This is a genomic window from Neobacillus niacini, assembly GCF_031457145.1.
Classification (GTDB): domain Bacteria; phylum Bacillota; class Bacilli; order Bacillales; family Cytobacillaceae; genus Neobacillus; species Neobacillus niacini_J.
Map to the genome: position 1 here is coordinate 13,865 of NZ_JAVDVZ010000003.1, position 25,315 is coordinate 39,179.

Annotated in this window: 24 protein-coding genes and 4 pseudogenes; 22 read left to right on the plus strand and 6 right to left on the minus strand. The window is 40.8% G+C overall.

Annotation, left to right across the window (positions count from 1 at the left end; all coding sequences use genetic code 11):
- Positions 1 to 64: 64 nt before the first annotated feature.
- The 6 genes and pseudogenes from J2Y03_RS09030 to J2Y03_RS09055 form a co-directional block, all read left to right on the plus strand.
- Positions 65 to 1,405, plus strand: coding sequence for a glucose-6-phosphate isomerase (locus J2Y03_RS09030; RefSeq protein WP_310193081.1), 1,341 nt, complete (start codon positions 65 to 67; stop codon positions 1,403 to 1,405).
- Between the two features lie 369 nt (positions 1,406 to 1,774).
- Complete coding sequence (locus J2Y03_RS09035; protein ID WP_310193083.1) at positions 1,775 to 2,455, plus strand: class I SAM-dependent methyltransferase; 681 nt, start codon at positions 1,775 to 1,777, stop codon at positions 2,453 to 2,455.
- A gap of 414 nt (positions 2,456 to 2,869) precedes the next feature.
- Complete coding sequence (locus tag J2Y03_RS09040) at positions 2,870 to 3,169, plus strand: hypothetical protein (protein ID WP_310193086.1); 300 nt, start codon at positions 2,870 to 2,872, stop codon at positions 3,167 to 3,169.
- A 262-nt stretch (positions 3,170 to 3,431) separates the two neighbouring features.
- Positions 3,432 to 3,878, plus strand: a pseudogene (locus J2Y03_RS09045) (alpha/beta fold hydrolase); the annotation flags it as partial.
- A 33-nt stretch (positions 3,879 to 3,911) separates the two neighbouring features.
- A complete protein-coding gene (locus J2Y03_RS09050; RefSeq protein ID WP_310193088.1) occupies positions 3,912 to 4,082 on the plus strand; it encodes an aspartyl-phosphate phosphatase Spo0E family protein in 171 nt (56 codons plus the stop codon).
- A 232-nt stretch (positions 4,083 to 4,314) separates the two neighbouring features.
- Positions 4,315 to 4,644: pseudogene (locus J2Y03_RS09055) on the plus strand (DDE-type integrase/transposase/recombinase); the annotation flags it as partial.
- Here J2Y03_RS09055 and J2Y03_RS28915 read toward each other — a convergent pair.
- Positions 4,615 to 4,710: a Spo0E family sporulation regulatory protein-aspartic acid phosphatase gene (locus J2Y03_RS28915; protein ID WP_396954193.1), complete on the minus strand. Its 96-nt coding sequence runs from the start codon at positions 4,708 to 4,710 to the stop codon at positions 4,615 to 4,617. The pseudogene J2Y03_RS09055 and the gene J2Y03_RS28915 sit on opposite strands and share 30 nt — an antisense overlap.
- A gap of 176 nt (positions 4,711 to 4,886) precedes the next feature.
- Here J2Y03_RS28915 and J2Y03_RS09060 point away from each other — a divergent pair.
- A pseudogene (locus tag J2Y03_RS09060) lies at positions 4,887 to 5,081 on the plus strand (IS4 family transposase); the annotation flags it as partial.
- 34 nt (positions 5,082 to 5,115) lie between these two features.
- Here the strand turns inward: J2Y03_RS09060 and J2Y03_RS09065 are convergent.
- From J2Y03_RS09065 to J2Y03_RS09080, 4 genes are all read right to left on the minus strand, one after another.
- Entirely contained in the window at positions 5,116 to 5,253 is a 138-nt protein-coding gene (locus J2Y03_RS09065) for a LysR family transcriptional regulator (RefSeq protein ID WP_310193090.1), read from the minus strand.
- A 171-nt stretch (positions 5,254 to 5,424) separates the two neighbouring features.
- Complete coding sequence (locus J2Y03_RS09070) at positions 5,425 to 6,327, minus strand: selenium metabolism-associated LysR family transcriptional regulator (RefSeq protein WP_310193093.1); 903 nt, start codon at positions 6,325 to 6,327, stop codon at positions 5,425 to 5,427.
- 83 nt (positions 6,328 to 6,410) lie between these two features.
- The gene (locus J2Y03_RS09075) at positions 6,411 to 7,454 is read right to left on the minus strand and encodes a YeiH family protein (protein WP_310193096.1); all 1,044 of its coding nucleotides are present in this window, start codon (positions 7,452 to 7,454) and stop codon (positions 6,411 to 6,413) included.
- A gap of 942 nt (positions 7,455 to 8,396) precedes the next feature.
- Positions 8,397 to 9,080 (minus strand): LuxR C-terminal-related transcriptional regulator, encoded by a 684-nt coding sequence (locus tag J2Y03_RS09080; protein WP_310193099.1) that lies wholly within the window; start codon positions 9,078 to 9,080, stop codon positions 8,397 to 8,399.
- 450 nt (positions 9,081 to 9,530) lie between these two features.
- Here J2Y03_RS09080 and J2Y03_RS09085 point away from each other — a divergent pair, with 450 nt between their 5' ends.
- From J2Y03_RS09085 to pyc, 13 genes are all read left to right on the plus strand, one after another.
- On the plus strand, positions 9,531 to 10,382 hold the full coding sequence (locus J2Y03_RS09085) for a 3-hydroxyacyl-CoA dehydrogenase family protein (protein ID WP_310193102.1): 852 nt from the start codon (positions 9,531 to 9,533) through the stop codon (positions 10,380 to 10,382).
- 20 nt (positions 10,383 to 10,402) lie between these two features.
- Positions 10,403 to 11,551 (plus strand): acyl-CoA dehydrogenase family protein, encoded by a 1,149-nt coding sequence (locus J2Y03_RS09090; RefSeq protein ID WP_310193982.1) that lies wholly within the window; start codon positions 10,403 to 10,405, stop codon positions 11,549 to 11,551.
- Positions 11,552 to 11,734: 183 nt separating this feature from the next.
- Complete coding sequence (locus J2Y03_RS09095) at positions 11,735 to 12,490, plus strand: SDR family NAD(P)-dependent oxidoreductase (RefSeq protein WP_310193106.1); 756 nt, start codon at positions 11,735 to 11,737, stop codon at positions 12,488 to 12,490.
- A 19-nt stretch (positions 12,491 to 12,509) separates the two neighbouring features.
- Positions 12,510 to 13,745, plus strand: a complete 1,236-nt coding sequence (locus J2Y03_RS09100; RefSeq protein WP_310193108.1) for an acyl-CoA dehydrogenase family protein — start codon at positions 12,510 to 12,512, stop codon at positions 13,743 to 13,745.
- Positions 13,746 to 14,837, plus strand: a complete 1,092-nt coding sequence (locus tag J2Y03_RS09105) for a phosphotransferase family protein (protein ID WP_310193112.1) — start codon at positions 13,746 to 13,748, stop codon at positions 14,835 to 14,837.
- 24 nt (positions 14,838 to 14,861) lie between these two features.
- Positions 14,862 to 15,587 carry a 2-phosphosulfolactate phosphatase gene (locus tag J2Y03_RS09110; protein ID WP_310193115.1) on the plus strand — a complete coding sequence of 242 codons (726 nt, stop codon included), beginning with the start codon at positions 14,862 to 14,864 and terminating at the stop codon, positions 15,585 to 15,587.
- A gap of 260 nt (positions 15,588 to 15,847) precedes the next feature.
- Positions 15,848 to 17,029 carry a thiolase family protein gene (locus tag J2Y03_RS09115; protein WP_310193118.1) on the plus strand — a complete coding sequence of 394 codons (1,182 nt, stop codon included), beginning with the start codon at positions 15,848 to 15,850 and terminating at the stop codon, positions 17,027 to 17,029.
- Entirely contained in the window at positions 17,026 to 17,118 is a 93-nt protein-coding gene (locus J2Y03_RS28920) for an acyl-CoA dehydrogenase family protein (RefSeq protein WP_396954194.1), read from the plus strand. Before J2Y03_RS09115 ends, J2Y03_RS28920 begins: the two co-directional genes overlap by 4 nt.
- A 90-nt stretch (positions 17,119 to 17,208) precedes the next feature.
- On the plus strand, positions 17,209 to 18,075 hold the full coding sequence (locus tag J2Y03_RS09120; RefSeq protein WP_310193121.1) for a 3-hydroxyacyl-CoA dehydrogenase family protein: 867 nt from the start codon (positions 17,209 to 17,211) through the stop codon (positions 18,073 to 18,075).
- A 66-nt stretch (positions 18,076 to 18,141) separates the two neighbouring features.
- Positions 18,142 to 18,918: an enoyl-CoA hydratase/isomerase family protein gene (locus tag J2Y03_RS09125; protein ID WP_310193124.1), complete on the plus strand. Its 777-nt coding sequence runs from the start codon at positions 18,142 to 18,144 to the stop codon at positions 18,916 to 18,918.
- Between the two features lie 14 nt (positions 18,919 to 18,932).
- Positions 18,933 to 19,118, plus strand: coding sequence for a hypothetical protein (locus J2Y03_RS09130; RefSeq protein ID WP_310194029.1), 186 nt, complete (start codon positions 18,933 to 18,935; stop codon positions 19,116 to 19,118).
- Positions 19,119 to 19,163: 45 nt separating this feature from the next.
- A complete protein-coding gene (locus tag J2Y03_RS09135; protein ID WP_310193127.1) occupies positions 19,164 to 19,343 on the plus strand; it encodes a hypothetical protein in 180 nt (59 codons plus the stop codon).
- Between the two features lies 1 nt (position 19,344).
- The gene (pyc, locus tag J2Y03_RS09140; RefSeq protein WP_310193130.1) at positions 19,345 to 22,800 is read left to right on the plus strand and encodes a pyruvate carboxylase; all 3,456 of its coding nucleotides are present in this window, start codon (positions 19,345 to 19,347) and stop codon (positions 22,798 to 22,800) included.
- 284 nt (positions 22,801 to 23,084) lie between these two features.
- Here the strand turns inward: pyc and J2Y03_RS09145 are convergent.
- Positions 23,085 to 23,613 (minus strand): annotated as a pseudogene (locus J2Y03_RS09145) (IS110 family transposase); the annotation flags it as partial.
- 154 nt (positions 23,614 to 23,767) lie between these two features.
- Here J2Y03_RS09145 and J2Y03_RS09150 point away from each other — a divergent pair.
- Entirely contained in the window at positions 23,768 to 23,989 is a 222-nt protein-coding gene (locus tag J2Y03_RS09150; protein WP_310193132.1) for a biotin/lipoyl-binding carrier protein, read from the plus strand.
- 28 nt (positions 23,990 to 24,017) lie between these two features.
- Complete coding sequence (locus tag J2Y03_RS09155) at positions 24,018 to 25,307, plus strand: CaiB/BaiF CoA transferase family protein (protein ID WP_310193135.1); 1,290 nt, start codon at positions 24,018 to 24,020, stop codon at positions 25,305 to 25,307.
- The last annotated feature ends 8 nt before the right edge of the window (positions 25,308 to 25,315 follow it).

Below are 25,315 nucleotides of genomic sequence, written 5' to 3' on the forward strand. Positions count from 1 at the left end.
AAGGGCGTTATCTCAAATAACGCCCTTACATATTACTTATATGAAAGAAAGAGGAGAAACAATAATGGCTATTACATTTGATTATTCTAATGCATTATCTTTCATGCAACAGCATGAAGTAGATTATTTAAGTGAATTTGTGAAAACAGCACATGATATGCTTCACGAGAAAAGGGGACCAGGATCTGATTATCTTGGATGGGTCGATTTACCGCATAACTACGATAAAGAAGAATTTGCGAGAATCAAAGCTGCTTCTGAAAGAATCCGCAGTAATTCGGATGCATTAATCGTAATTGGTATCGGGGGCTCTTATCTTGGTGCAAGAGCTGCCATTGAAGCACTTTCCCATACGTTTCATAACCAAATGGACGGCAAAACCGAGATTTATTTTGCTGGACAAAATATCAGTGCTACCTATCTAACCCATTTATTTGATGTGATTAAGGACAAAGATATATCGGTCAATGTCATCTCAAAATCAGGTACAACAACAGAGCCTGCGATTGCGTTCAGAATTTTCCGGGATTATTTGGAGAAAAAGTATGGTAAAGAAGAAGCGAAAAAACGTATTTATGCAACAACTGATCGTGCTAAAGGGGCTTTAAAAACACTTGCAGATGAGGAAGGTTATGAAACCTTTGTTATTCCGGATGATGTCGGCGGCAGATACTCTGTGTTAACCGCAGTAGGGTTATTACCAATCGCAACTGCAGGACTAGATATTGATAAAATGATGGCAGGTGCAGCAGCAGCTGCGGATAAGTATAATAATCCCAACTTGGCAGAAAATCAAAGTTATCAGTACGCTGCAGTCAGAAATGCCCTTTACAGAAAAGGAAAATCAATTGAACTTTTGGTGAACTTCGAACCTGCCCTTCATTATGTATCTGAATGGTGGAAACAGCTATTCGGTGAGAGTGAAGGAAAGGACCAAAAAGGACTTTATCCTGCTTCTGTTGATTTCTCCACTGATCTTCACTCCATGGGACAATATGTACAAGAAGGACGCCGGGACCTTATTGAAACCGTGGTATCTGTAAAAGAGCCTAAAGTAGACATTACTCTAGGGCTGGAAGAGGCAGATCTTGATGGATTAAATTATTTAGCTGGCAAGACAATGGACTTTGTGAATAAGAATGCTGCACAGGGTACGGTTCTAGCTCATGTTGATGGAGAAGTTCCTAACTTATCTGTCGAGCTGGATCAATTAAATGAATATACCTTCGGTGAAATGGTTTATTTCTTCGAAAAAGCATGCGGAATCAGCGGCTTGCTAATGGGAGTTAATCCTTTTGATCAACCAGGTGTAGAAGCTTATAAGAAAAACATGTTTGCACTCCTTGGTAAGCCAGGATATGAAGCACAAAGAGAAGAATTACAAAAACGTATTTCTAAAAAATAGTAAATGAAAGCACCTTGTCTTAGATTAACGGGTTCTGTTATCTAGTACAAAACATTAAAAAACACAAAAAAAGCAGTCCGATTCGCATACGAATTGGACTGCTTTTCATTTTTTATAGTAGGCATAGCTCAAATTGCTAACTTTCAATCCTAACTCCGGATAAATATACATAACAATCTGATATTTTTATTAGATTTTAGTTCCTTTTAGACACATTGTGTTCTGAAACTTCATATACAGTTGTAAAAAGTTCAACTATTGGAGGAGTAAAATGCAACGTTATATGTGTAAAGGGAAAATCCATAGAGCTACTGTAACAGAGACAGATAGTAGGTGGTTAGCATTGAGACCTCAATCTATTTAGATTTCTTGTCTAAGTTTGGTGTTGGTGGTGCACATCCAGGTGGTATCCAACTGACAAAGGAAATATTCAAATCTGAAAGAATCACCCCTACTACTCACATTTTAGATGTTGGTTGTGGTACTGGCCAAACAGCAGCCTATTTGGCTACCCAATACGGAGCAATCGTAACTGGAATAGACATCAATCCTGTCATGGTCGAAAAAGCTAAAACTAGAATGGCAACATATCAGTTACCAGTCAAAATTATCCAAGGATCTATCGAGAATTTCCCATTAAAGGACGAAACCTTTGATTTTATTATTTCCGAATCTGTTCTTTCTTTTGTAAAAAAACCAAGATCACTAACAGAAATTTTTCGGTTATTAAAAGGTGGTGGCCGTTTTATCGCAAATGAACTTACCATTAATCAACGCATTGATCCAAGTAATAAGAAGGAAATTACTCAATTTTATGGATTAGATTCCCTGTTAATGGAAAGAGATTGGATTACATTATTACAACGGACTGGATTTAAAGAGATAAACATTCATAAGCAGGAACCCATCACCCAACAGAATCTAACACCGGAATTCTATTATTCAGATTATATTGAGCCTGAACTGTACACCATCATGAATCAGCATGTTTATATAATGGCAAAATATCAAGGAATTTTGGACTATCGGGTATTATTATGTACGAAATAGTTCCTTAGAAACCTTTTTATATGGCTTTTGATTTTTTTATAACCAGTTAAAGGGCTTCAAAAATTGAAGCTCTTGATTCTTCTATCGGTCATGTCAATCCCCTCCCGGTTACTATTTAGAGAGAGAACTAACCGAAGAAGACGGAATTCCAATGCCTTATAATCGGAAAAGTGATTTTTTTTGAACATGTAACGGGCGGGGTAAAGCACTCGAGGAAGTAAGCGTGTCGAAAAATATTTTTTTGGCACCCACCAACGGGTCAAACTGTTGATAAATCAACATTTATAGAGTTAGGAGAGATAACTTTTCATGGAGAGTACCCCTTAATTTTAGGGAATGTATTAATCAGAAAAGTTGAACTATTATTAGTATTGCAAGCGATTACATTTAGAGAAATAGCCACGAAGTGTAGGAATGATAGAAGTCATTTCTATTCGAATGAACCTTAATTTCAGAAAGCAGGTGATGGAAATGAATAATTCTTTTTCTGAATTTCATTTAAGAACATCCATATCTATCGGAGCGGGGGCAAGAAGTTTACTCCCGCAAATGATTCAGGGATTAGGCGGAAAGCGGGTCATCCTGTTTACGGATAAGGGATTAGTCCAGGCAGGCATTGCTGCCCAAATCATTAGCAGTTTCCCCAGCTCGTATGCCGGTGGCTACATAAGGGAGAACAAGGCTAAATTTCGTTGTCGTATGGGATCAAACTGACGCCTACTTAAACTGGAATCAATTTGTCTTCTTAACTCTTTAATGCAATCTTGAATTTCCTCTAAAGTAGCTATTTCAGGTAGTTCCTGACGGGCATCTAGATTAGTATAAGACAAATGTGAGCTAGGATTGTCCATTCGGTACTCCTGTTGTTAGTAGTAGGTAAAAAAGTACGAATCTGACTACAAGCGCTTCTATAATCATCCTTTGAGCAAGACTTCATAGCGGCGAATATGGAGCCAGCGCTTAGAATAGCTGGGAATATAACATCGAAGCGTTGAGCAAACACTTTCACGTGTATGCTATTGATATGGTAGGATTCGGTTTTACTGATAAACTATTTAGTTTTGACAATCCACAGCTTCTAAGGGTAAACCATATATGGGATTTTATGCAGCTTATGTGTATAGATGAGGCATCTTTTATAGGAAATTCTTTTGGTGGCGGCTTTATTCTATCAATTGCATCAGAGAATAACCCTGTTTTGAAAATAAAGAAAATTATTACAGTTAGTGGGGGAGGTCCACTTGATCCTTCTGCCTTCGAGATTCTGAATAATTATGACTGTACAGAGGAATACATGAAGAAAATTCTTGATCTCCTCTATATGCATCATTCCAAGGAGATTAAACCGAATGGCCGAATGAAAATCGGAAAGAATGGATTGTCCGCTATGTTTGATGAATTCTTGAATTATATACGTATATAAAAAATATTGAGAGTAGTGTTGTAAATCATGATGTTGGCAAAATTACTACAATTAACAAGTAAAATAGATAAATTAAAAGCAGAAATGATTAATATTGCTTCGAGTAAAGGTCTAGAGGATAAGCAAGTATTAAAAATTAGCCAAAATTTGGATAGAGAAATACTTGTTTTACAAAGAATATTGCTAAATAAAGAAAAAGGTTGATATGAAGCATTTGTCTCACTTTAAGTTGGTAGGGGTGAGAACGATGAATAAGAGGAGAAATTTATAATAAGAGAAGCTATTATGATTATCATATACAAAAAAAGTAAATATTTCATTTGGTAAAGCGGATGAATTGATAAAAGTAAACGGAGAGATTGATACTACATCAAGAAAATAGACACAGATTTTCTACCGCGCTTTCGCTTGGTGGCCTTGCATAAAAAAGGACATGATTAGTATGGAAAAGCAAATGCCTGAAGGCATCCAACTAAGGCAAGTTAAATATCTAAATAATATCGTGGAGCAGGATTAGCGCTTTATTAAAAAACGAATTCGCCCAATGCTTGGATTAAAATCCTTACGGACTGCCAAACGAATTATTGCGGGGATAGAGGCTATGTACATGATCAAAAAAGGGCAGACTCTCCAAAGGGAGAAGTCTGTCCAAAATCAAAAAGAATTCATCCATCAACTGTTTGGACTAGTTGCTAGCCAGGGGTCACTAGAAATCTTCCGCTTTTTTATATTTTCTTCAAGTATTTGCACCAGAACCCATTTTTAGTTTTTGATAGGTCGAAATGAGCTCGTCTAATCTCTGGCTGTACCTAAGAGTTTCTTCGTTATTAATCCAGTTTCACCGACAATTTTGATTAAACTCGTTCTCATCTGATTAATCGTGTCCTCTAATTCTTGGACCTCACTCAATATTAACTTTTAGTATCCCCGTCTCTTTTATCGTTTAATATATTTATTTGCACACCAGATATATTATGCAAAAAGTTTTTTATGATTGGAACAAAAATGCTCGGCGATTGTCTTTTCGATGATCAACTACAAAAAGGCGTTGATCTTGATTCTATCAGTATTTCTTAGCTCCCACGCCGTTTAAATGGCATGAATCCAGATATATTCCAAAGACTTTTCCTTGATCTAGCCTCACAAATTCATGCTAAAACACACTATACAAAACTTATCATGCCATTAAAAATCATTGATTCAAGAATTCAACAGATTTTGAAGTTCGATGGATTATCTATTCAGAAAATGTACCTTCTAAATTTCGAATTTGTGAACTTACAATTGGTGGATAAAAATTTAATTGTTCCCCAGCATGTGAAAAACTTCGTAATTTCGCAACCGTAGTAAAAACTCTTAATGCTTCGATATTCATTAACATTCTCCTCAATTTCTTTATGAGCTTAAGAATTTTTATATGATGCAGTAAAATACCTGACTTTTCTCCGAAAAGCAGATTGTTTGGAACACCTTTATGTTATTAGAAAATTCAGAATTTATCATGCTAAATTACTATATCTTTAAAAAAGCGACATTAATTTAATTCTTAAGTTTTTTTATCCGTAAAAATGTTATTTACCAGTTCAATCAGTTTTTTACTGGGTAGCTGCAATGCTTCCTCATTATAAACCATGTAAAAGCTCCGGAGAAAACGGAATTCTTTTATTACTATGTGTTTTAAGGTCTGTAACTCAAGCTCTTTCTTTACTGCGTGCCTCGATAGGATTGAAACTCCCAAACCTGCTTCCACTACTGATTTGATGGCTTCTGTTTGCTCTAGCTCAATCACGATGTTGAGTTTCGTAGGATCCACATGATTTCTACGAAGGGTATCTTCGGTAACTTGTCTCGTACCTGACCCTTTTTCACGCATAATAAGCGGAAGGGTTAATAACTCTTCAATGGATATACATTCTTTCTCAGATAACCAATGGTTCGGTGGAGCGATGATAATCAGTTCGTCCTCTGCAAAAGGGACTTGTTTTAACGTTGGATATGATAGCATTGATTCAATAAAGCCTAGGTTAATTTCACGATTATTTAACTTTTCAATAATGTATCTTGAGTTGAATACTTTAAAGCGAATATCTACCTTAGGATACAATTTATTAAACTCAGCTAAAACGAAGGGAAGGATGTGCTCCCCAATCGTAAGGCTGGCACCGACTTGTAAATCACCGTGAACGACACCTTTTAGTTCCTGTAATTCATTTGTGGTTTCATTCATAATCGAAAATAGTTTTTGAACCTGTTTAAATACGATCTCCCCAGCTGGGGTTAATGACATCTTTTTTGTTGTCCGTTCAAATAATTGGCAATCCCATTGCTCCTCTAACTGTTTGATTTGTATGCTTACAGAGGATTGGGAGAGATGAAGATCTTTGGCTGTTTGTGAGAAGCTCTTGTTATGTGCTGCCACATAAAATACTTTTAAATAATCAAGATTCATTACTTTCCTCCTGCAGTTGCAACATCCATCTAACACTATATTAATAGATATGATGAAAAATCACCTCATTAATCGAGCTATTATTAAAAAAGACGATAGATAAATATTAGAAGTGGAGAAATCGAGAGAAGTGCCAAGAATCCTAGTACGGCCACTCCAACTGGTTTCATTCCGACTTTTTTAAAATCTGCCCATCTAATATTTAATCCTAGGCCCGCCATTCCCATTGCTAATAAATAGGTACTTAATAAAAGAAAAAATTGGGAGCCACCCTCTGGAATCCACTGTAAAGTATTGATCAAACTCATTAAGAGGAATCCAAAGATAAACCACGGAATCGGCAAGTCCTTAATATTTTCGGCCTGTTTTGTGTTCTTTCTATTAATAAAATAACTAATTAACAGAGCAACTGGGATTAGAAGTAATACTCTTCCTAATTTGACAAGGATCGCGGAATCACTTCCTATAACGCCACTCGGTACCCCAGCAGCAACTACATGTGCTAGTTCATGTAAGGTAGCTCCTACCAGCACTCCATATTCGGTGTCAGTGATAGGTAAGTAGGGAAAAAGAAAGATGTATAGTAGGGCACCGACCGTTCCAAGGACCGCAATACATGAGACGGCAATGGCCGTTTGCTCTTGTTTACCTTTAACGATAGGAGATATCGCTACGATTGCGGCTGCTCCACAAATTGCTGTGCCTGCAGCCACTAAAGTGGTTAATTGTTTGTCCGTTTTAAAAAGTTTGCCAAGGAAGAGAATAAATAACATGGTAAATGTAATTACAATTACGTCAATTAGTAGAATAGGCAAGCCTGCATTTAGGATGTCAGTCAAATTAAGTCTAAATCCGAGAAGAATGATTCCAACGCGCAATAATCTTTTACTACTGAAAGTGATTCCTAGATTGGTATTTACAGTAGGGTGATGGGAAACTGTATTGCCCCAGATGGCACCAAGTATAATAGAAATAATCATTATTCCCATAATCGAAAAAAACGGTAACTTCGCTACTTGCCCTGCAATGAAAGCTAATCCAAATGTAAGTAAGAGACCCAACCCGTACCCTTCATAATCAAATTTATTTTGCTCCGTGACCTCCACTAGAACTTTCTGCGCTTGCATTATAACTCCTCCAGTTCCCGTTAAATATTATAGTAATCTTTAGTTAACGCGTTTAATCAACTAGTAACTTTAATTTAGCATAGATTTCCATAAACACTTTTCTGATTATGGAATAGTATCTATTGAATAATTAAATAAGTGGGGGAGTATGGATTAAAGTAGTGTCTTTAGAGGGAGATTTCCGTAAGAATACTATTACTTCGAAGAACTCTATGGTCGGCTTAAAAAATTAGAACTGTTAGAAGAGAAGCAAAAATCTTGGGAATATGCCCTAGATTTAAACCAAATTGACGGAGCCTATAAACCAAGTCCTTTATTATCCGATATGATGGAAAAAGAAATTCGTGGTGATCTTTCTTCTGACGACATCGTTGAAAAATTAAAACAAGAATATAAGCAGACTGATTAACATGAAAGATCCCTATGTGAGACTAATGTTTTAGTCAACACCTTAAATATTAAAGATTATGATCGCTTAGAATTTGTCGAGAAAGAAATCACTACTGTACGGTTAAAAGATATCGCAAGTGGGGTCCTAACGAAGGGCTCTACGATGTAGAGCATTACAAGCAATTTCATCGCTATATTTTTTGGGGATATTTATCCTATCGGGTAGATGGTCCTAAATTAAAGAAGTACTTCATTTTACCAGCTAGATTCCTTTGCTCCAGATAATCTAGCTGGTATTTATGTCTTATAATCATTCCGAGTTTCTTCTATTAGGAATACCTTGGACCTTAATTATCACAGTTGTTGTAAACGGTTTCAACACAAAATAAATGGAAAATAAGAGACTAAATGGAGACCAACCAAACCCTCGAATAAAGTTGATATATTAAAAAAAAGGGGATTAAATAGAAATGTTGCCTGTACCCCTTATACAGAGTGAATACAGCCAGTTGCTAGTAAAATAAGGGCAACTGATTGCAAGATAAGGTGTTTTTATTGGATGATTCCTCTGCGCAAGGCTTCGGCTACTCCTTGCACTCGATTGAACACTTCGAGTTTTCGAATTGCGGATCGTACATAATCTTGAACGGTAAATTCGCTAATACCAAGGGATACAGCCATTACCTTAGTGCTTTCACCCCAAGACATTTTCTGCAATACTTCAATTTCCCTCCTGCTAAGTCTTTTGGAGTTTTCAGGGTAGTCGTCTTCCCCAAATATTTGCCCTAATTGTTGCCCATATACACCTAAAGAGTGAAGAAGGCTATCTCTAACGGTAAAGGAATCTGTACTCCCCATACAGGCATAGCCAACTACATGTGAGCTATAGCTAATGGGAACTACTAGAATTTCAGTAGTCATGCCATTGGTATATTTTATAGGTAGTTGGTGAATCGATTGCGAATCGACATGTTTGGGCTTCCTTTCTTGAATGGCCGAATAGATGGGTGGCATGTTTCGAACATCTTCTCTCCACTCCTGCAAGGAGGATACTCCTTGTTTATCGATTCGTAATATGCCTTCACCGATTTTGCTTAACGTCGAATAGAAATAGAGACCTACACGGGAAAATTGAAAAAGATCCATAAATCCACGAACGGCAAGGATTTGCTTTTCGTGATGAGAAGAAACTGATGAAATGGATTGAATTTGCTTCTTTATGGCTGTATCTAGCATGAATGTCCCCTCCATATGCTAAGTTTAGATATTCCTAATTATACAAAAAAGTATTCTGATTACAAATGTCGTGAACGATCGAATAAAACTCTAGGGCTGATTGATGTTGCTTTTGTTTTAACCACTGGTGTTTTGATTAAGATCAATCATAACTCATGCTTATATTGATATTGTAAATTTGTATTTTACATCAAAATTACTTATATGTTTATATAATATACAATAAGAAAAATTTTAACTGTTTTAAATATTAAGTCAATGGGAAAGGTGATGATCACAAGGAAAAACTCTATTTTCCTCTCTTCCCCTATACCCCTATGAACCTATATTTATACAGATTTTGAAAGTTCATGTGATTTACTCAATATGTCGTAAATGAAATACTGAGAAAACGGGAGTAAACAAGAGGAAACAAGAGAGAACATTAATTTATAGTGGGAGGTTTTTGAGATGGTTAATCATATTGCTGTGATCGGCAGCGGCACGATGGGACGAGGGGTTGCCTATACCGCGGCACTAGCAGGATTTTCGGTAACGTTGCAGGATATCCGTCTAGAAGCTATCGAACAGGCGAAAAGCTATATTGATCGCCAATTAGATAAAAGTGTAAAAAAGGGTTATATTCGGGCTGAACAACGGGACGCTGCAAGGAATCATCTTTCTTATACTACGCAGATGCACGAAGCTGTGGCAAAGACGGACTTGGTTATAGAAGCGGTTTTGGAAATGATGGAACTCAAAATCAACATTTTTCAGCAGTTGGATGAATGGGCTCCTTCCCATGCGATCCTTGCCACAAATACCTCCACCATGAGCCCTACAGAAATTGCGGCATCGACGAAAAGGCCTGGTCAATGTGTAGCGATGCACTTCTTTAATCCCGCCCACCGGATGAAATTGATCGAGATCATCCGAGGCTTAGATACATCCGATGAGACGGTCGAGGTTGTCAAACAAGTAGCGGAAAAGATGGGGAAAGAAACCGTCGAAGTGAATGAGTTTCCTGGTTTTGTAACGAGTCGCATGAATTGTCTGATTGGAAACGAGGCCATGAATATGCTGATGGAAGGGGTGGCTTCAGCCGAGGACATCGACAAAGCCCTCAAACTTGGATTAAACCATCCGATGGGCCCGCTGGAACTAGCTGATCTGGTCGGATTAGACAGCCGATTACGCAATATGGAGTATTTATATCACCATTTAGGAGAAAAATATCGCCCCTCCCCCCTGCTGGTGAAATATGTGAAAGCCCGGCGTTTAGGAAAGAAATCAGGTCAAGGATTTTACAGTTATACAATTTAATGGAAAGGATTGTGAACATCATGGATTTCCGTTTATCTGAGGATATTACATTTTTAAAACAGAGTATTAGAGAGTTTATTGATAGCGAGGTAGACCCACTTGCGATGGAAATCGAAGAAAAGGATGAGATTCCAGAGCGAATCATGCGGATGTCTAAGGAAATGGGACTATTCGGTTTAAGTATCCCCGAGGAATACGAGGGGATAGGGATCGGGATGGTCGGAAAATGCGCCATCTATGAGGAAATAGGAAGAACGCATAATGGCTATACCTCCGTCATTGGAGCCCATACCGGAATCGGTTCTGTTGGGATTGTGGAGATGGGGAACAAAGAACAAAAGCGAAAGTACTTGCCAGCGATGGCAAGGGGCGAGATGATTGGCGCCTTTGCATTGACCGAACCGAGTGCAGGATCCCACGCGACGAATTTGAAAACCACAGCGGTTCGAAAAGGGGACAAATTTATATTAAATGGAACTAAACACTATATTACCAATGCCCCGATTGCTGATGTCTTTACGGTCATGGCCGTCACCGATCCTTCTAAAGGAGCCAAGGGGATTACTTCTTTTATTGTAGAAAAAGACTTTCCAGGGTTCCATTTAGGGAAAAACGAAAAGAAAATGGGGCTTCGTGGGTCACATTCCGCTGAAATATTCTTTGAAGACTGCGAAGTGCCGGTAGAAAATGTGCTCGGTCAAGAGGGACAAGGGTATGTGAATGCACTGAAAATTCTCGCCAATGGAAGGGCAGGGCTCGCTGCACGAAATCTTGGTTCTTGTGTGAAATTGCTAGAGATGTCCGTTGATTTTGCACATACGAGGATACAGTTTGGAAAACCCATTTTTGAACAGCAAATTATCCAGCATTACTTAGCTGAGATCGCCTTAGATGTAGAAACCCTTCGTTCCATGACGTATCGCGTGGCGTGGATGGTAGATCAACAAATGAAAGTGATTAAGGAAGCCGCGATGGTAAAATTACTAGGCTCTGAGATTTATAACCGTGTAGCGGATAAGGCCGTACAGATTCATGGAGGGATTGGCTATATTGCAGAATTCCCGATTGAACGTTTTTATCGAGATGCGAGAATCACCAAGATTTACGAAGGTACGTCAGAAATTCAAAAGAATATAATCGCTGCTCAATTACATCAAGAGTACAAGTAAACCTTTGTGATTTGTGGTAAACACTAGATTATTAATTCAGTATTGAATTGCATCATTTTATGAACTGCTATACATCCGTTTTTTGAATTGGCACTGAAATTGCGTTTATTAACATTCGAAGGCTAAAAGATGAAATTGCCACCCTTTTGGTCTATGAAAGAATGAAATAGGGAGGAGATGTTTATGAGCAGATTCGATTTAAGTGGACGAGTGGCCATTGTCACTGGAGGAAGCAAAGGGTTGGGATCAGGAATGGCCTATGCCTTGGCAGAACAAGGAGCGGATATTGTCATTGTAAGCCGAAATCAAGCAGAGGGGGAACTGGTTGCTGCGAAGATCCGTGGCATGGGGCGCAAGTCTTTGGCACTTTCAGTAGATGTGCAAGACATTTCCTCTATTAGCCAAATGGTAGAAACCGTAACAAAAGAGTTCGGAAGAATAGATATTCTCATCAATAATGCTGGAGTCGGGATAACCAAGTTTGCCCTAGAAGTGACCGAAGAGGAGTGGGACAAGGTTGTCGACACGAACTTAAAAGGGGTATTTTTCTGTGCCCAAGCTGTAGCTAGAGTCATGAAGGAACAGAAATATGGCAAGATTATCAACATTTCGTCTTTAGCAGGATTGAAGGGCAGTAATGCCATGGCTCCATATTGTGCAAGCAAAGCTGGAATCATTAACCTTACACGAGCATTGGCTAAAGAATGGGCTAGGTATCACATCAATGTCAACGCCATTGCCCCAGGGTATATTAAAACGGCCTTAAACGAAGAAGAACTTTCCAATGAATCGTTTCGGAATAAACTTTTTTCTGCACTGCCTATCCAACGGTTAGGTGAACTGGATGACTTAGCAGGGACAGTGGTTTTACTTGCTTCCGAAGCGTCGGCCTATATAACGGGTCAAACGATTATTATTGATGGAGGAAGGCTTATCTAGATTCTGGGGAGGGAAAAACATGAATTTTGAGTACAGTGATCGAGTGAAAGAATTGCAGGAAAAGTTAACATTATTTATGGATGAAGTCGTTTATCCAAATGAAGCTGTTTATGAACGTCAATTGAACGAAGGCGTGAGTCGGTGGGATGAGCCTCCGATTATGAAAGAAATGCAAGCAAAGGCGAAGGCTGCTGGATTATGGAATTTATTTTTGCCAGAGAGCGAATATGGGGCAGGTTTAACAAATCTTGAATATGCTCCACTTTGTGAAATTATGGGGCGTTCCATGATTGGTCCGGCTGTTTTCAATTGCAGTGCACCTGACACGGGGAATATGGAAGTGTTGGTTCGTTATGGTACGGAGGAACAAAAAGAGAAATGGCTACTTCCGTTATTAAATGGGGAAATTCGTTCTTGTTTTTCAATGACAGAGCCTGGTGTAGCATCCTCTGATGCAACAAATATGGAAGCAACGATTGAAAGGGACGGGGATGAATATGTGATCAACGGCCGGAAATGGTGGTCTTCCGGTGCAGGAGATTCCAGATGTAAGATCGCTATTGTAATGGGGATAACGAATCCGGAAGGTCCTAAGCATGAAAGACATGGCCAGATATTGGTGCCGCTAGATACTCCGGGAGTAAATAATGTCAGACAATTACCTGTATTTGGCTATGATCATGCACCGCACGGTCACTCTGAAATTGAATTCAACCAAGTTCGGGTTCCGGCTTCTAACATTATCTGGGGTGAAGGCAAAGGCTTTGCAATAGCACAAGGAAGACTTGGCCCTGGCCGGATTCATCATTGCATGCGTTTAATCGGGGCGGCCGAGCGAGCACTTGAAATCATGTGCAGCCGGGTACAAGAACGAGTTGCCTTTGGTAAACCGCTTGCAGAACAAGGGGTCATCCAGGAGTGGATTGCTGAGTCGCGAATGGACATTGAACAGGCACGCCTTCTGACTTTAAAAGTGGCCTATATGATGGATACTGTTGGGAATAAGGTGGCTAGAAAGGAAATATCTATGATTAAAGTTGTCGCTCCGAATATGGCCCTAAGGGTACTAGACCGAGCGATACAGTCTCTTGGTGGAGCAGGAGTGAGCGATGATTTCCCGCTTGCCGCAGCTTGGGCAAAATCAAGAACACTTCGATTCGCAGATGGCCCTGATGAAGTCCATCGATCCGCTATTGCCAAAATGGAGCTAAAATCGCAAGTGAAAATGCAAGAAAAAAAGCAGGTGATGAGATAGATGAGTAAGAATCAGACCACTTGGAATCCAGCGGATGATGATACGATCGTTGTTCGCGAGGGAGAGGAACTACACCTAGAGAGATTGGATGCCTATCTCCGAGGTAGTTTTGAACATTTGGATGATTCGCCATTGGTCGTCAGGCAATTCGGAAAAGGTGCTTCCAATTTAACCTATCAATTGAGCAAAGGGGATTGGGAGGCTGTACTTCGCAGACCTCCCCATGGACCGGTGGCACCTAAGGCACATGACATGGCACGCGAATACAAGCTGCTAAAAAAGATTCATGCAGTCTATCCTCTTGCGCCGGAGCCATATTTATTCTGCGATGACAAGGGAATCATTGGAAGTCCCTTTTTACTGATGGAAAGACGGAAAGGACTTGTTTTGGATACGGAGTTTCCTGCGTCCCATAACCCAACACATGAGATCTGCGGAAAAATCTCGGAAACCATGGTCGACCGTCTGGTAGAACTACATCAAATTGATTATGAGACAGAAGGCCTTCAGGAATTGGGCTATCCCGCAGGGTTTATGGAAAGACAGGTGCATGGTTGGATTGATAGGTACAATCGGGCAAAAACGGCCGAAATCGAAGGGGTAGAAGAACTGACAAAATGGCTGGTGAATCATGTGCCGGTTTCGCCGAAGGCTACCCTCATCCATTATGATTACAAATTAAATAATGTGATGTTTGATTATCATGATTTAGGTAAAATGATCGCGATATTTGACTGGGAAATGACAACCATTGGAGATCCCCTGGCAGATTTGGGTAGTGCCATGAGTTATTGGGTTCAGGAAGATGATCCGGATTTCCTGAAAAACATGAGTAAAAAACCTCCGGTCACGATCTTACCTGGCTTTATGACCCGAGATCAATTTATTGAAGCGTACGCGAAGAAAAGCGGACGGGACATATCCCAAATCGATTTTTATTTAGCGTTCGCCTACTTTAAACGGGCAGTGATTGTCCAACAAATTTTTTTCCGGTGGAAGAAAGGGCAAACGTTGGATGAACGTTTTTCTACTTATGAAGATGCTGCTCGTGGATTAATCCGGATAGCACTGGGGTTATTAACCGTAAAATAAGGTCAAATTGCAGAGGTGTATACAATGGGGAGAATTCATCTCCTTTTTAAAAAAGAAGAGATAGATGAAGAAAAAATGAAAAATCATGTGGCCGTTGTCTTTGACGTACTTCTAGCTACGTCAACGATAACAGCGGGACTGCATTTCGGGGCTAAAGAAGTGATACCAGTCCATCAAGGGGAAGAAGCGTTGAAAGTGGCTAAGGGAAGAAAACAAGACAGTTTTTTGTTGGTGGGGGAATATAAGGGAAAAACGATCGATGGATTTCACGCTCCGCAACCCTTGTCGTTAAAAGACGTAGTCAGGGGGAAAAGCATCATCCTTTCCACAACAAATGGTACAGTCGCTGTCCGCAAGGCATCTACTGCTAATCAAGTCTATATATGTTCCCTATTAAATGGACGAGCGGTTGCAGAGCGAATTCTTGAAAAGCATCGTGAAGAGACGATCATTCTTATCTGTTCGGGTATGGATGGGTCTTTTAGCATAGAGGATTTTTATGGAGCGGGTTACTTATTGGATTGCTTTTCAGAGGGTGGACAGCAGGTTTGGGAATTGACGGATGCTGCTCAGGCTGCTTTGCTCTTCTATCAAGGCAATCGGCATCGAAGTGAAGAGATTCTACAGAAATCCACAGTAGGACAAAGGATTCTGGGACGTGGGTCGGAAACCGAATTGAGTTTTGTGGCTCAATGCGGGGTGTTATCGATTATCCCCTATTTTGATGGAAGAAGCATTCAGGTTTCATAATGTAGATAAGAAGTAGTTTGCCTCCCTTAAAGTAGACATTGGATAAAAACCACTAGGGATTTGTCTGAAACACTTTGGGGGGTATTTTTGTGATGGCAAACAAAGAGCAGAAATTTAGAGATAAAAATGCGGTGAACGAACGGACTTGGTACTGAGTTGTTCCTGTCCGAAATGTTGCTGCGAAATCGAAGGTCGATAACTTGTTAAGGTGTTAACTCACTAAAGAGTATAAAAACAACTATTCTAATGAGGTGAAGTAAATGAAGGATGATATTGTGATTGTGTCAGCGGCTAGAACGGCCATTGGGAAATTTGGAGGAACGCTGAAAGACATTGATTCAGGAAAGTTAGGGGAAGTGGTTATTCGCGAAACGATTCAGCGCGCGGGCATTTCACCTGAGTACGTTAATGAGGTCATCATGGGCGAGGTACGGCCATCGACCCAATCCTCCAATATGGCTAGAGTGGCTTCATTACGCGCGGGAGTACCTGAGACCGCTTCGGCGTTTACGGTAAATCGGCTATGTGCATCCAGCATGCAGTCCATCGGTTCAGCTGTTCAGCAGATTGCATTCGGACAGGCGGATGTAGTGGTAGCGGGGGGGGCTGAAAGCCTTAGCTTATCTCCCATTTATCTCAGGAATTCCCGATTTGGCGAGGGGAATCCCATTTTGGTCGATTCTAACTTGGAGAACGGGCAGCAGCCAATGGATATCTATGGCCAACACCTTAGTATGGGTATGACGGCGGAAAACGTTGCGGAACGGTTTGGTATTTCCCGTGAAGATCAGGATGCCTTTGCCATGCAGAGCCAGCAGAGGGCTGCTGAAGCCATAAAGAATGGAAAGTTTAAAGATGAAATCGTGCCCGTGGAGGTTAGACAGAAGAAAAACACTATCCTATTTGAGACGGATGAATTTCCTCGCCATACTTCGTTGGAACAGTTGGCCGCTCTGAAACCGGCTTTTAAGAAAGACGGATCTGTAACCGCCGGAAATGCGTGCGGAAGAAACGACGGTGCGGCGGCACTGGTACTCATGTCTAGAGCAAAGGCAGAAGAGTTGGGCGTGAAGCCAATGGCCAAAATTGTGGATTGGGCTACATCTGGTGTATCTCCCGAGGTGATGGGAATCGGGCCGATTTCAGCTGTGAAGAAACTGCTGACCAGAACAGGAACCAGATTGTCCGATTACGGCCTAATGGAGCTGAATGAAGCCTTCGCTGCTCAAGCTCTTGCTGTCATTCGGAAATTGGACTTAGATACCGATAAGTTGAATGTCAACGGGGGAGCCATAGCTCTTGGCCATCCGCTCGGGGCCACTGGAGCAAGAATTGTTACTACACTGCTTTATGAAATGAAGCGTCGTAATGAACAACTGGGTTTAGCTACTCTATGTGTAGGTGGCGGCCAAGGTATGGCGATTGCCATTGAGTTAATATAAATAGGAAAGAGTTAGGATTGTTTGGAATCATCATCCCAGAAGAATACGGCGGAATTGGTCTCTCTATAATGGAAAAAGGGAACCAATGAAATCCAAAAAATAATCATCTCACAACGTGTATTAGAAGAATGCTAGGAAGATGTAAATAAATCTTGAAGGATGGGAAAGGTGAAATAGATATGGACATCAATCAAATCAAACATATCGCTGTGATTGGTTCCGGAGCAATGGGATCGCAAATTGCCATGGTTTGCGCCCTGGCCGGATATCACGTGACCCTGCAGGACATCAATGAAGAAAGTCTGGTAAAAGCGAAGCAATCTTTGGAAGGGAATATGAAGCGTAGAGTAGAAAAAGGCAGATTGTCACAGGACCAAGTGAAAAGAGCTTTTGATCGGATTCGTTTCGAGAGTTTGTTGGAGGAAGCAGTAAAGAATGCTGATTTCTTGATTGAGGCGATTGTGGAAAAATTGGAAGCCAAGCGTGCCCTTTATGCTGAAGTGGACCGTCTAGCCCCTGCCCATACCATCATCGCCAGCAACAGTTCCACCATCGTCAGTTCGCAAATGGCCGATGCAACCTGCCGTCCGGACAAGATATGCAATATGCACTTTTTTAACCCTGCTTTGGTCATGGAATTGGTTGAAATAGTGCAAGGACCGTATACATCCGAAGAAACGGCACAAATCACATTTGAATTAGCAAAGCGAATCAACAAGGTTCCCATTTTATTAAAAAAAGAGATTTCCGGCTTTGTTGCCAACCGAATTTTAGGAAAGCTGATGGATGAGGCGATTTATCTGTTGGAAAATGGTGTCGCCACAGCGGAGGAAATCGATCTAGCTTGCACCAAAGCGCTAAATCATCCAATCGGTCCGTTCGCTCTGATTGATCTGACTGGAATCGATGTACACTATTATATTCGGATGCAGCGTTATCAGGAATCGGGTGATGAAAAAATGAAGCCTTCCCAAATAGTAACAGAATTATTTGCAAAGGGCGATTTTGGACGTAAAACTGGAAAAGGATTTTATACGTATTCTTAGTCAGGGAGTTGCATTGAAGAAATGCCTGCCGCTGTCGACGTACTTATGTTAGGGAGGAGAGATAACATGGGATTTGAAAATATTTTAGTGGAGAAAGAAGGGCGTATTGGCGTAATAAAAATCAACCGGCCTGAGGTTAGAAACGCTTTAGATGGTAATACATTAAAGGAAATAGAACAGGCTCTAGAAAGATTGGAACGTGATGAAGAAGTTGGGGTTATTGTTTTTACAGGTGATGGGGAGAAGTCGTTTGCCGCGGGGGCAGATATTCGCCAATTGAGAGAAAAAACAGCAATGGATGCCCTTCTTCCAGGCATGTCAGGTACTTACCGATTCATTGAAAACTCCAGTAAGGCAACGATTGCTGCGATTAATGGATTTGCGCTCGGAGGCGGGTGTGAGCTTGCGATGGCCTGCGATATTCGAATCGCTGCTGAACATGCCAAAATGGGGTTGCCTGAATTAAACCTTTCGATTATCCCGAGTGCTGGTGGTACACAACGTCTAGCGCGAATTGTAGGAAAAGGGAGAGCGCTAGATATGATCCTTACTGGAGATATTATCACGGCAAAGCATGCGGAAGCGATCGGGCTCGTATCCTGTGCGGTTCCAATAGGAGAACTGTGGAGGACCGTGAAGGAAAAAGCGGATAAGATTCTTGCCAAAGGTCCGCTCGCCATTAGACTAGCTAAACTAACGGTAAATCGTGGTTTTGATCTAGATATGGATACGGCTTTGATGATGGAGAAATTGTCTCAGGCCATCCTATTTGATTGCGATGATAAGAACGAAGGAACTCAGGCATTTTTGGACAAACGATCAGCAGTATTCACGGGAAGATAGCAATTCAAAAATGCATGATTCAAAAAAAACATCGACAAACACGGGCAAATCTTTTAGTACTAGATATAGAGTTTGAAAGCTATTGGACAACCTTAACCCTAGAGCCAGAAGAAGTGATTGAACTCTATCATGAGCATGGATTCTATCGGGAGAGGCTCCTATCGAGGTTGTTCATAGCTTTCGAGCGTATGCAGATTTAAGCTGACAAAAAACCGATAGTTGAACCATCTGAGGGACAATTTGGGATGCTAACAGCGGTAAAAAGTATTTTATGTGCTGCCAATAATAAAAAACTATATTTAGAGATTTTAGTAAAAGATAAAGTAAATGATAAAGAAAAAAATATGAAAACAAAAAGAATTATAGAAGGAAAGATGGTTCTTTTTATATATCTAGACTATAAGGTATTTGAGGGAGAAGTATAGAATGTTTCTTAAAACAAAGAAGATTAAAAAAGTACTTGCGGCAAATCGTGGAGAAATAGCGATTCGGATTTTTCGGGCGTGTACGGAATTAGATATTAGTACAGTTGCAATCTATTCAAAAGAAGATTATGGATCCTACCATCGATATAAGGCGGATGAAGCATACCTAGTTGGGGAAGGCAAAAAGCCGATTGATGCATACCTAGATATTGAAGGTATTATTGCAATTGCTAAGATGAGCGGAGTCGATGCGATTCATCCTGGTTATGGTTTCCTTTCAGAAAACATTGATTTTGCTAAACGTTGTGAAGAAGAAGGCATTATCTTCATCGGACCAGAATCAAGACACCTAGATATGTTTGGTGACAAAGTAAAAGCAAGAACCCAAGCAGAACTAGCTGATATTCCGGTCATCCCGGGTAGCGAAGGTCCTGTAACCAGTGTTGTAGAAGTGAGAGAATTTGGTGAACAATATGGTTTTCCAATTATTGTAAAAGCGTCACTAGGCGGCGGTGGGCGCGGAATGCGAATCGTTGAGAAAATTGAAGATGTTGAACAGGCTTATGATCGCGCAAAATCTGAAGCCAAAGCAGCCTTCGGTAATGATGAGGTCTATGTAGAGAGATTTATTCAAAATCCAAAACATATTGAAGTTCAAATTTTGGCTGATACTCACGGAAATATCGTGCATTTATACGAACGTGACTGTTCTGTTCAGAGACGTCATCAAAAAGTTGTAGAAGTGGCACCTTCTGTTTCGCTTTCTGAGGACTTACGTGAAAGAATTTGTGAGGCAGCAGTCAAATTGGCGAAAAATATTGACTATGTCAACGCGGGTACTGTCGAGTTCCTTGTTGCAAATGGTGAATTTTACTTTATTGAAGTCAATCCAAGGGTACAGGTTGAGCATACCATTACTGAAATGATTACAGGTATCGATATTGTTCAATCACAAATCATGATTGCTGAAGGACATGAACTTCATGGCAAAAAGATTGGGATTCCTGAACAAGCTGGTATTAAAACACATGGTTTTGCTATTCAGTCACGGGTAACAACTGAGGATCCATTGAATAATTTCATGCCGGATACTGGAAAAATGATGGTGTATCGTTCAGGTGGAGGTTTTGGAGTACGTTTGGACGCTGGTAATGGGTTCCAAGGGGCTGTTATCACACCATATTATGATTCACTTCTCGTTAAACTTTCAACACATGCGCTTTCATTTGAACAGGCTGCATCAAAAATGGTGCGTAACCTTAAGGAATTCAGGATTCGTGGAATTAAAACGAATATTCCATTCCTTGAAAATGTTGTAAAACATGAGAATTTCATTAATGGTGAATACGATACTTCCTTTATTGATTCAACACCGGAACTATTTACGTTCCCAGTCCAAAAAGACCGTGGGACAAAAATGCTTTCATATATCGGTAATGTAACGGTAAATGGTTTCCCGGGAGTGGAAAAAAAGAAAAAACCTGTTTTCGATTCAGCGCCAATTCCGAATGTTGGCGGACTGCCACTTATCTCGGGTACGAAGAATATTCTGGAACAACAAGGTGCAGAGGGACTGGTTAATTGGATTAAAGATCAGAAAGAGGTACTGATTACTGATACGACTTTCCGTGATGCACATCAATCTTTATTGGCGACGAGAATTAGGTCGAAAGATATTCTTGATATCGCTGAGCCTACAGCAAAACTCCTTCCTGATTTATTTTCAATGGAAATGTGGGGCGGGGCAACTTTCGATGTAGCTTATCGCTTCTTGAAAGAAGATCCATGGGACAGGCTGTTAAGCTTTAGGAAAAAAGCACCGAATGTGCTTTTACAAATGCTTTTAAGGGCTTCAAATGCGGTGGGTTATAAGAATTACCCAGACAATGTCATTCGTGAATTTGTAGAGAAATCAGCGGATGCGGGCATAGATGTTTTCCGTATCTTCGATAGTTTAAACTGGGTTAAAGGGATGGAAGTGGCTATTGATGCAGTCCGTCAATCAGGCAAAATTGCGGAAGCTGCCATTTGTTATACCGGGGATTTGAATGATCCGTCACGTAGCAAATATAATATCGAGTACTATAAAAATATGGCGATGGAGTTGGAACATGCCGGTGCTCATATTTTAGCTATCAAGGATATGGCAGGACTTCTGAAACCGGAAGCTGCTTATCGCCTTGTATCGGAACTGAAAGAAACGACATCTCTTCCCATCCACCTGCATACTCATGATACAAGCGGAAATGGAATATCCATGTATACGAAAGCGATTGAAGCTGGTGTGGATATCGTTGATACGGCGATTGGCTCTTTAGCTGGACTGACTTCACAGCCAAGTATACAAACACTTCATTATGCACTAGAGGGGTCAAGTAGACAGCCTAAATTGGAAATAGATTCACTAGAGAGTTTAGGAGAATACTGGGTAGAAGTCAGGAAAATCTATCATGACTTCGAAAGCGGAATGAATGCCCCTCATACTGAAGTTTACAAACACGAGATGCCGGGCGGTCAATATAGTAATCTGCAGCAGCAGGCTAAAGCGGTTGGGCTAGGAGAACGCTGGTATGAAGTCAAAGAAATGTATCAGCGCGTTAATACAATGTTCGGAGATATCGTTAAAGTAACGCCGTCTTCTAAAGTTGTAGGAGACATGGCCTTATTTATGGTGCAAAATAACTTATCTGAAGAAGATGTCCTTACAAAAGGTCAAACTATTGATTTCCCTGATTCCGTAATAGAGTTATTCGAAGGCTATTTGGGACAACCGGTTGGAGGATTCCCAAAAGAGCTTCAGGAGGTAATCCTGAAAGGCAAAAAACCTATTACCGTAAGACCGGGTGAATTGTTGGAAGACGTAGATTTTGGCGCTTTAAAAGAAGAATTGTTCAAGCAGTTGGGACGTGCTGTTACAGATTTCGATGTACTTGCATATGCCCTATATCCAAAAGTATTCTTGGATTACAATAAAACGATTGAATTGTTCGGCAATGTTTCAAACCTTGATACGGCCACTTTCTTATATGGTATGAGATTAGGGGAAGAAATCGAAGTTGAAATTGAAAAGGGTAAAACGCTTATCGTTAAATTAGTATCAATCGGTCAACCATTGACTGATGGAACACGGGTTGTGTATTTTGAGTTGAATGGTCAATCACGTGAAGTGATCATCAAGGATGAAAACATTAAATCTTCCGTTATATCAAAAATGAAAGCTGACCCAAAAAATAAAGAACAACTCGGTGCGACAATGCCTGGTACGGTAATTCGTGTTTTGGTCGAAAAAGGGGATCAAGTTAAGCAGGGCGATCACCTAATAATTACGGAAGCCATGAAAATGGAGACAACCGTTCAAGCACCATTCTCAGGTGTTGTGAATGACTTATATGTAAAAAATGATGATGCGATTCAAACCGGAGATTTGTTAATTGAGTTAAAAAAATCAAAACCATAGTAATTGTCTTTTAAGTCGGCTATATTGTCATATGCCTAAAGAGCAATTTTGATTCATTTACTGAACTATGGTGGGGATTAGCAAAGGATGCTAATAGGGCAATAGAAGATGTATCAATATGATAATAAAACAGCGGATGTTTCCTAATCTTGAGGAAATATCCGCTTTTACATGGCTTTTATATAAGGAAATTATTACATATTTTAGTTATGCACTTTTCTAACAGCTAACTAATTGCCAGAGTTTTTTCTAAATCACAAACAATGGTGAAGAGACAAAATTGTTTTTAACATTAGACGTTGATGGGAATGGATATAACCCATAAGTGAGAGTTCCAGTTCATCTTTCTTCTTTTTCGTCGTGCAAAGTTTGCTAGTTTTGTAGGATCTTCCTCACATTCGGCAATAGCGTCAAGCATTTCTCGAGCCAAAACACCCAAAACATCTGAAACAACTGAACCTAATTTAATGTTCGCTCCCTCTAATACCTTTTGGATGCGATTGATTTGTCTTGAACGTTCCTCAATGATACTCCGACGATAGCGAACAAGTTCCCGTCATTCCCTTTGTTTTCGGTCAGGAAAATAACTAGCTTTAAGCAGTCCATGACGATGAAGCTTTGCCATCCACTCTGCATCCTTTACATCGGTTTTACATATGTTGTGCATTCACAACTAAAAACACGATATCCTCAGCTTCAAGTAAGTTCACAATAGGTTTCCAATAAACACTCGTGCTCTCCATGGCGACATGAGCTACAGTTATGTTGTTTAATCCAATCAACTAACTGTAATAGAAACACAGTTTTGGTTGCACCACTGGTGTCTTGATTAAGATCAATCATAATCCATGCTTATATTGATATTGTAAATTTGTATTTCACATCGAGATTCCTTATATGTTTAAATAATAAACATATAAGGAATATTTTAAATCTTTTAAATATTAATTGGAAGGGTGACGCTCACATGGCACTTATACAAGTAAGAGCTGAAATATCGGGATCTGTATGGAAAATTGAAACAAAGGCAGGCCAGCAGGTGATGGAAGAGGATGTTTTACTAATAATGGAATCAATGAAGATGGAGATTCCGATTATGGCGCCCGCTGCGGGTGTTGTCAAGGAAATCAAGGTAAACGAAGGAGATTCCATAGCAGAGGGTGATCTGACAGTCGTTCTGGAGGATTAAAGCACTTTAAAAGAGGGGGTAGATGGAAATGTCTCAGGAACATCAAAAAGCGGGTAACGACAGACAATCAGTTCTACAACTAAATAAGCCGCAAGGGCCTTTGACCGGGTATCGTGTGCTGGAGCTGGGCTCGACTATTGCTGGCCCGTTCTGCGCACGCCTGATGGCCGACTTTGGCGCAGAGGTCATCAAAGTTGAACCGCGAACCGGTGACCCGGTCCGAAATATGGGGCGGCACGCCGACGACGTTTCCCTCTATGCGGCTTCGATTCTGCGCAACAAGCGACTTATTTCCGTTGATATGAAGACCATCGAAGGACAGAATCTTGTACGCGAACTGATGAACAAAGTCGATATCGTGATCGAAAACTTTCGCCCCGGTACGCTGGACCGGCTGGTGGGACTGGATTATGAGGACATCAAAAAAGATAACCCGGGGCTTATCATGGTGCGTATCAGCGGATACGGCCAGTCTGGCCCCTACAGTCCTCGTCCGGGATACGGTGTCACCTGCGAGGCAGTGGCTGGCGTAAGACACATGGTAGGGGAACCGAATCTGCCTCCGGCTCGGGTGGCACTTGCCGTCACTGACCATCTGACCGCCGTTTACGCTGCTTTTGGTGCGATGATGGCACTTGTTGACCGGGAAAAGACAGGAATAGGACAAGTAATCGACGCATCTTTGTACGAAGCCGCATTCAGCTTGATGGAGCCACACGTTCCAGCTTTTGAACAGCTTGGTATCGTACCCAAAAGAGTGGGTGCAAAGCTGCCGAATACCGCTCCCAATAGTCTTTATCCCACCAAGGATGGCGAGTATGTGTTGATCGCCGCCAACAACGATGCTATCTTCCGGCGGCTTACAGAGGCCATGGGACAACCAGAGCTTGCTGACGACCCGCGTTACAGCACACAAAAGTCACGCTCGGTGCGGGTCGATGAAATGGATGAGATCGTTTCAGCATGGTCAAGAGAGCGCACGGGCAAAGAAATTGAAGCTGTTTTACTGGAAGCGTCGGTACCAACCTCGCGTGTGTACACCATTGAGGATATTTTTACTGACCCACATTTCAGGGAGCGTGAACAGCTCGTTGAAATGCCCCACGAAACATTTGGCAAACTGACCGTCATCGGGGTAGCACCGAAGCTTTCTTCCACACCCGGCGCCATTTATCAGCTTGGCGGTGAAGTGGGACGAGATACACGCAGTGTGCTGGCCGATTTACTGGACTTGGACGAGTTGCGCATTGCGGAGTTGGAATCCCGGAATGTGGTTTATTCAGTGGAAATGGAAAAAAATGTTTATGTTGGAAAGTGACGAGGGAA